This window comes from Pseudanabaena cinerea FACHB-1277, assembly GCF_014696345.1.
GTDB lineage: Bacteria > Cyanobacteriota > Cyanobacteriia > Pseudanabaenales > Pseudanabaenaceae > Pseudanabaena > Pseudanabaena cinerea.
In genome coordinates this window covers 1-7,457 of the sequence record NZ_JACJPY010000131.1, presented here as the reverse complement: position 1 = coordinate 7,457, position 7,457 = coordinate 1, and the positions used below count along the sequence as shown (strand labels likewise).

The following is a 7,457-nucleotide window of genomic DNA, read 5'->3' as shown; positions in this document are numbered from 1 at the left end:
CTAGATAGGTCATACTTACTATGACTTGACCTATCTTTTTTATCTTAAATCCTCAAATCCCCATCTACTCATACTTCCCATATCTTTTGTCGCCCCGTCAGAGTCCATCTTCATCAAGATGGTAAGTAAAAGATGTATTGAAATCATCTTCTTTATAGTTTTTATAATCTTCTGCTTTGGCTAATTGTCTCAATTCTTTAATTGACTCTTTGAGACTTACTATAATTTCTGGGATTTCTACACTTTTTCTGTCTAAAGTAATACAAAACTTACGATAAGGTAAATCATCATCCTTAACTACTCCCCTTACCTCAACAACTTCAGAAAGAAGATGAGTTGTCAAAAAGCCTGTGCCAAACTTGCCTGTCTCCTCGGTATTCTCAGGGTTTCTTTCTTTTGTGGATACTTGTTCAATTAAAAAAGTAATATTATCAGTGGAGAAACATCTTCCATTATGTTTAAACAGCAAAATTTTCTCTTGTTGATCTAAATCAACAATTACATCAACACCTTGTCGATTAAGATTTTTAACATCTTTTGCGTTTTGCAATAACTCCCATATCCATCGCTTCCTATCGTTTTCATTGCTGCTATTTCTTAATTTGTCCATTAAATCAAGGATTTTTGTGGCTACAGCTTTTTCATATACTTTTTGCTGTGATTCATTGATCCGAGATTCATAATCCATAACTTTTGATTTTCATTTTTAGATAGAGATTAAGATTAACGTAAAATTTTGGACTACGTCAACGATGCGATAATACTTGAGACTCACTCGAAATAGTCAATTTCACTTAAAGCTTTGTTTTAGGGCAAGTTGGGGTCGGCTTAAATTTAGCATTGACTGAAATCCACTCATTAAAACTTATATAGCTTTCTACCTCTAACCTCATAAAGCTCAAAATTAATCAAGTGACAAATAAACTATATCAGATACCTTTTAGTTTTTATATAACAAAAAAGCAATGTTTATGAGGTTGTATCAAGAGATACATCACTAATTCTTGTAAAAAGTAGGCGGCTTTGAGTCGCAGCAATTTTTTGATTTTTTCTCCCTCATTTACCTTGATAATAGGCGACTTTTGTAGTTCCGCCATCACCACCGCCGCAATAGTAGTAGCATCATCAAAAGACGAAATTTAGCAAACGATACAGCCTATTGAGGCTCTGAATAGTACAGAAAGATTTTTGATTATCGGCACAGAGGGGAATATACCAAACCAAGTTATTGAAGTAAAACCCCCTTAGTGAATAACTGACGTTAAGATATATGAAGCAGTTATTTACAACCATTTACAACCATTCTTTAAAATTTCTTTTTCTCAAGCCGTTAGCCCTTAAATAAATAGCCATTACCCCCAAAACCTATGTCTAGCCTCAGTTTAGAAAATCAACTAACACAGCCATCAGACAACCAACCTAAAACCGCCATAGAGGTTGATACCGCCAATACAGGCAGCGATCGCATCCTTTATGTGCGACTGCCTTGCAACCCCATTTTTCCCATTGGCGTAGTATATCTCGCCGATCACATTCACAAGGTTGCGCCCCATGTGCAGCAAAATATTTTTGATCTCGGCACAGTGCCGCCTCTAGATTTTTATAGCGCTTTAGATCGGGCGATCGATCAATATCAACCCAACTTATTAGTATTTTCTTGGCGTGATATTCAGATCTATGCCCCCGTGGGTGGACGCGGCGGTAATCCTTTGCAAAATGCCTTTGAGTTTTACTATGCCAAAAATCCGCTCAAAAAGTTGCGCGGTGCGGTCAATGGCTTGCGGCTATTCACCTCTTATTACACCGAGCTATGGCGCAACTCACAGCTAATTAGGCGAGGATTGGCAAGGGCGCGACGCTATCAACCCAATGCCAGAGCCGTAATCGGTGGCGGTGCGGTGAGTGTATTTTATGAACAACTGGGAAATATTCTGCCCAAGGGGACGGTTATTTCGGTCGGTGAAGGGGAGTCTCTTTTAGAGCGATTAGTGCAGGGGCGATCGCTAGACAATGAACGTTGCTACATCGCTGGCGAAACCAAACCCCGCGATCGCCTGATCCATGAGCAACCTGCCCCCATCGAAAAAAGCGCCTGCGATTATCCCTATATCGAATCAATTTGGGAAGATTTTAATTACTATTTCCGCGATCGCGATTTTTATATTGGTGTACAGACTAAGCGCGGCTGTCCCCACAACTGCTGTTACTGTATCTACACCGTGATTGAGGGCAAACAGGTTCGCATTAACCCCACCGATGAAGTGATTAAGGAAATGCGTCAACTCTACGATCGCGGCGTGCGGAACTTTTGGTTTACCGATGCTCAGTTTATTCCTGCCAAAAAATTCATTGATGATGCGATCGTCCTTTTAGAAAAAATCAAAGCATCGGGCATGACCGATATCCATTGGGCAGCCTATATTCGCGCCGACAATCTCACGCCTTATCTCTGTCAGTTAATGGTGGAGACAGGCATGAGCTACTTTGAAATTGGTATTACTAGCGGTTCGCAGGAGCTAGTTCGCAAAATGCGTATGGGCTACAACCTCAAGTCTGTTTTGCAGAACTGTCGCGATCTCCGTGCCGCAGGTTTCAATGAATTAGTATCGGTTAATTATTCCTTTAATGTCATTGATGAAACCATCGAAACCGTGCGCCAAACCATCGCCTATCACCGTGAATTGGAAGCAATTTTTGGAGCGGACAAAGTGGAACCCGCCATCTTCTTTATTGGTTTACAACCCCATACCCATTTAGAAGAATATGCGATCAAAAATAACTTTCTCAAACAGGGCTATAACCCCATGAGTATGATGCCTTGGACAGCCAAAAAGCTACTGTGGAATCCTGAGCCAATGGGTTCTTTCTTTGGTGAAGTTTGTCTAGAAGCATGGAATCGCAATGAGGATGATTTTGGTCGGGCGGTAATGGATATTCTCGAAGAGCGGCTTGGACGCGCCCCCCTATCCGAGGCACTATCGGCTCCAATACAGGAATCATCCCAATTAACGAAAGTGTGACAACATTTTTGTTGATTTACTCCCCATGCCAGAGAGAGTTAAAAAAGAAAGCACCGCGCTTGGCACGGTGCTTTCTTTTTTAAAGAAAAAAAGGGCTTAGCCCTTCTGTTCTTTGATGCGTTTAAGCAATAGTCACACTAGCAACCTTGCCACCCATTTTGTTGATGCGTTGCAAGGTGTTGGATAGCTCTTCGTAGGAGACGATATACTCACGGTTGCTGCGACGAACTTTAGGATAGCGAGGGAGGGATACGGCGGCAACTTCAACTCGGTAGAGGCGATCGCCAGTACCAATCGAACGCCCAAAGGCACGGGTTGCCATATTGCCCTTAGCGGCTGGACGGTAAGCCCATCCATCATTACCACCCGAAGCACCCACGATCGCCGAAGTCGTATTTTGAGCAAGCTCTACGGCTAGTCGGGAATTGCTACCTTCAATCTGAGCGCGATCGCTATTGGCATAGCCACGATAGAGGCGGAACATTCTCGTAAATCCTGCCGTGGTATCGCCGACATTATTCTCAAAGCCGCGATAGTAAGGCACAATCGAGTCACCAAAATTAGCCTCATACTCTGCCGAATTGATATAGGAATCAATGTCAGCATCAAAACCCTTGGTTTGGTAGCGATCGAGATGCTCGATAACTTCTGCTTCGCTGTAAGGAGCGCGTCCTAGCAAATGCTTGATATTCAACTCGATCACGCGAGTATGGAAGTTAGGATAGAAAAACTTGGTCTTGTATAGCTCAGACTTTGCGACAGCGCGGACAAATTCACGCACCGTAATTTGTCCATTATTGAGTAAAGATTCAAGCCCAATGAGACGCTCTGAAGCCATGATGTAGTCATTGCCCAACACATGACGATAGACCGCATTGATCACAATTTTGGCATCTTCGGCAGTCCAATTGGGACGCAGCTCGACAACGTTGGCGCTGTTAAAAGCTGTAATTCCCAAACGGGAAGCAGCAGTGGTAATTGCCATAGTTTATTCTCCTTATTCAGTTAAAAATAGTTAAAAACATATTAAAAATTATGGATTTGTTCCACCACCCAAGGCGATGAAACAAATCTTGATTCATTACGCAGGGGAAATTTGAGTAATGCGGCTACCACGCTGATTTAGCCTTTGCAATGTACTGGAAAGTTGGTCGTAGGCAACTAAATATTCACTGACACTGCGGCGCAATTGTGGACGATTGCCAAGGCGATCGCCTTGAATAGTTCTGACCCGATACAACTTGCCGCGATCGTCGCCCGTATTGCCAGCCAAACCTTGACCAAAGTGAGGAGTACGAATGGGATTTGCGGCATTGCGAGCAAGATCCTCGGCTAGCCAAGCAGATTTGTTTTTACCTTGGGCGCGATCGCTATTGGCATAACCGCGATAAAGCTGAAACATCCGATTAAAGCCCACATTCTTCTGTCCAAGATGTGTATCAAAGCCCCGATAATAGGGAACAATTGATTCGCCAAAATTCTCTTGATATTCTTCCGAATCAATATAGGAATTGATCTCTGCCTCATATCCCTTTTCAATGTAGAGATTAACATGGGCAGTAATTTCGGCTTCATCTTGAGGAGCGCGACCCAACAGATGTTTAAAATTCAATTCAATAAAGCGAACTTGAGGAGTGGAAGAAAAGAACTGTTTGCGATATAACTCAGACTGTGCTAAAGCACGAATAAATTCGCGTACAGAAATGTTACCACCAGCCAATCGTGACTCAGCACTAGTGAGGCGCTCAGATGCCATCAGGTGGGCATTGCCGAATACTTGCCGATTTGCCGCAGTAATTACCGCGATGACATCAGCAGCAGTCCAATTGGGATATAGCTCCACAGGAGAGGTATTCACAAAAGGCTCAAATCCTAGCCGACTTGCAGCCATGGAACTTGTCATATTGAATCTCCTTGAAATAAGGTTTTAAAAATTTTTTATTAATAATCGTTGTCATAACTGTCGTCACTTACCGAAAACCCACAGCTATAAATACAGCGCATTAAGGCTTTTAATATTACAGGAAGATTTTTGAAAGTAGCACTCCGCAAAGATTTCAAAGCTCTTTCTGGGTTTTCAGTCAGTGTCAAGGGCTATAAACGATGAAAACGGTAAGGAATCCCCGCAGGGCTTACTTACCGTTTTCGGGGTTTCGTGAATTTGCTTGCAGTTATGGCTTGACTATATAGCCTAACCACAACTGAGAAACCTGGTGATAATTAGTTAAAGAACGAAACGAAACTTAACCTTGGGTAGTACCGCCTGCTCTTCTGCAATTAGCTGATGCAATTAGCTGATGCAATTAGCTAAGGGCATTGATCGCATAGTCAATGTAAGAATTGGCTTCCAAAGCTGAGTCTCCACCCAAACCATGATTGGCTTTGATGTACTTCAAGGCTTCAACATACCAGCTAGGGGATAGATCAAAAGCACGGTTGATTTCGGTCAAACCACTTACGAGGTAGTCATCCATCGGACCAGTGCTGCCTGCAATCAGGCAATATGTAACCATGCGGATATAGTAGCCGATGTCACGAACACACTTGGCTTTGCCGCGAGGGGTGGAAGCGAAGTTATTGCCCTGTTGTTGGGTGGTGTAGGGATATTTTTGGTAAACAGCATTGGCAGCACCTTCGGCGAGGCTAGTGGCTTTAGCGCTCAAGCCTTTAGCAGCGTCAAGACTAGCAGCAGCTGTGCGAAGGCGACCAAAGGCGGCTTGCATTTCGGGAACGCCAAGGTAGCGACCTTGAGAATCGGCGGTAGAAACTGCTTCGGTTAAAGGGGTTTTCATGTTTGGTATACCTCAATAAAGTTAAAGGAAAAAGGAAAAAGAAGAAAGGAAAAAAGTAGATAAGAAAAAGAGAAAAATTGATCTTAAAAACAAACAATTAGCCTACGGCGGCGGCAGCTTTATCGAAGTAACTAGCAACTTCAGACATGATGGCGCTGCAATCTCCACGGGTTACACCGTTAGGATCGTTGGCGATCGCGATCGCGGCTGCCTTCATTTTTTCGATACCAACAGCAACCGATCCACCAGGTACACCCAATGCACCGTAGGTTTCACGCAAACCGTTGAGGCAACGATCTTCTAGGACACTAGCATCGCCTGAGTAGATGGCGTAGGTGACATAGCGAAGGATGATGTCCATATCACGCATACAAGCAGCAATGCGGCGGTGGGTGTATGCATTGCCACCAGGAGCGATCAGTTGAGGTTGATCCTCAAACAAATCACGGGCGGCATTGGTGACGATCGCCGATGAGTTGGCAGTGATGCGATTAACTACATCCAAACGCTTGGTTCCTTCAGCGACCAATTGCTTGAGAGCATCAACTTGAGAATCGGATACAAAAGCGCCACGGGTGTCTGCTTGGGTAACAACTTTAGTAAAAGCATCTAGCATGCTAAAGAATCTCCTTATTTAATAAATTAAAAAAATATATAAATCAAAAACAATTCAAAGCCTTCACGTTACTTTAGAACAGTAATCAGGAAAACTACTCTAAAGTAACGGAAATCCTAAATGTGGACTGTGCTAAGTAATAACCACACTCTTCACAATCTGTTTTCAAGAACCTAAACCGCAATTAAATATACGTCTTTGGGCTTAGTGGCTTCTGAATTAAGATGATTAAAGCAACTAGTTTGTGCAGATTTTGTGCAATTCTTAAATTACTTAATTACTAGGTGGACAAAATCATGCAAATAAATGCAAACCTTGGATATGACTAGGTTTCTCTGGTTCTATACTTAGACGACAATTGTTACGATAACTTTGCATTTGCTCTCATTTCTTAATATTAAAGCAAAAAAAAGGAATGGCAGTGCTAAGTATTGCCATTCCCTTGAGAAATAATTAGCTAGACATAAGTACACTAAAAATCTAGAAAACCATCCTGTCTGCATAACGAGCGGGATGGCTTCTGGTTTTAGGCTTTACTTATGGTGAGCGACTTACTAATAAATTACTAATAAATTACTAATAAATTACTAATAATTCGCTAATAATTTACCAATAACTTTTCACTTTGCCTTAGACAAGATCAAGACTCAAACACAGCAACTCATCACAAGTGCTGTAGTCAAAAAGCTTGATGGTCATATAGCGCTCTGTCCATTCTGTCCCAAAGGACTTTTCAAGAACACGCCTTGTTTTATCATTCTGCTGTTACCTCTCGCAGTAAGAGAGTTGATATCAGAAGTGTTGAATCAGACATGAGGTTATCCCAAAAGTGGACACACTACTCCTGCAAAAAGCGTGATTTCAGCTTAATATCACTATCTTCCTAAACCAATGTACATAACTGATATTCTCACTCATGAATGCTTGTAAATACCTCAGTTTATCTAACATCTTACAGCCAAACTCTTTTGGTATCTCTACTAGCTCTAATAAAACATACGCTATTAAGCAAGTGTAGATTTGGATCGT

Annotated in this window: 6 protein-coding genes and 2 pseudogenes; 1 reads left to right on the top strand and 7 read right to left on the bottom strand. The window is 42.2% G+C overall.

Annotated elements, in window-relative coordinates; all coding sequences use genetic code 11:
- Positions 1-97 precede the first annotated feature (97 nt).
- A complete protein-coding gene (locus H6F44_RS21505; protein WP_190353139.1) occupies positions 98-688 on the bottom strand; it encodes a sacsin N-terminal ATP-binding-like domain-containing protein in 591 nt (196 codons plus the stop codon).
- Positions 689-1,367: 679 nt separating this feature from the next.
- Between H6F44_RS21505 and H6F44_RS21500 the strand changes: the two genes are divergently transcribed.
- A complete protein-coding gene (locus tag H6F44_RS21500; protein WP_242016693.1) occupies positions 1,368-3,020 on the top strand; it encodes a photosystem II high light acclimation radical SAM protein in 1,653 nt (550 codons plus the stop codon).
- A gap of 121 nt (positions 3,021-3,141) precedes the next feature.
- Here H6F44_RS21500 and H6F44_RS21495 read toward each other — a convergent pair whose 3' ends face one another.
- The 6 genes and pseudogenes from H6F44_RS21495 to H6F44_RS23380 form a co-directional block, all read right to left on the bottom strand.
- Entirely contained in the window at positions 3,142-4,005 is an 864-nt protein-coding gene (locus H6F44_RS21495) for a phycobilisome linker polypeptide (RefSeq protein WP_190353138.1), read from the bottom strand.
- 96 nt (positions 4,006-4,101) lie between these two features.
- The gene (locus H6F44_RS21490; RefSeq protein WP_190353137.1) at positions 4,102-4,923 is read right to left on the bottom strand and encodes a phycobilisome linker polypeptide; all 822 of its coding nucleotides are present in this window, start codon (positions 4,921-4,923) and stop codon (positions 4,102-4,104) included.
- A gap of 400 nt (positions 4,924-5,323) precedes the next feature.
- Positions 5,324-5,812 (bottom strand): phycocyanin subunit alpha, encoded by a 489-nt coding sequence (gene cpcA / locus H6F44_RS21485; protein WP_190353136.1) that lies wholly within the window; start codon positions 5,810-5,812, stop codon positions 5,324-5,326.
- A gap of 97 nt (positions 5,813-5,909) precedes the next feature.
- Complete coding sequence (locus H6F44_RS21480; RefSeq protein ID WP_190353135.1) at positions 5,910-6,428, bottom strand: phycocyanin subunit beta; 519 nt, start codon at positions 6,426-6,428, stop codon at positions 5,910-5,912.
- 630 nt (positions 6,429-7,058) lie between these two features.
- Positions 7,059-7,193: pseudogene (locus H6F44_RS23840) on the bottom strand (hypothetical protein); the annotation flags it as partial.
- A gap of 96 nt (positions 7,194-7,289) precedes the next feature.
- Positions 7,290-7,457: pseudogene (locus H6F44_RS23380) on the bottom strand (IS4 family transposase); the annotation flags it as partial.

What these genes read in the sequence shown, in the direction of transcription:
- H6F44_RS21505 (WP_190353139.1), bottom strand. Translation starts at nt 688, where the DNA reads ATGGATTATGAATCTCGGATCAATGAATCACAGCAAAAAGTATATGAA.
- cpcA (WP_190353136.1), bottom strand. Translation starts at nt 5,812, where the DNA reads ATGAAAACCCCTTTAACCGAAGCAGTTTCTACCGCCGATTCTCAAGGT.
- H6F44_RS21480 (WP_190353135.1), bottom strand. Translation starts at nt 6,428, where the DNA reads ATGCTAGATGCTTTTACTAAAGTTGTTACCCAAGCAGACACCCGTGGC.
- H6F44_RS21495 (WP_190353138.1), bottom strand. Translation starts at nt 4,005, where the DNA reads ATGGCAATTACCACTGCTGCTTCCCGTTTGGGAATTACAGCTTTTAAC.
- H6F44_RS21490 (WP_190353137.1), bottom strand. Translation starts at nt 4,923, where the DNA reads ATGACAAGTTCCATGGCTGCAAGTCGGCTAGGATTTGAGCCTTTTGTG.
- H6F44_RS21500 (WP_242016693.1), top strand. Translation starts at nt 1,368, where the DNA reads ATGTCTAGCCTCAGTTTAGAAAATCAACTAACACAGCCATCAGACAAC.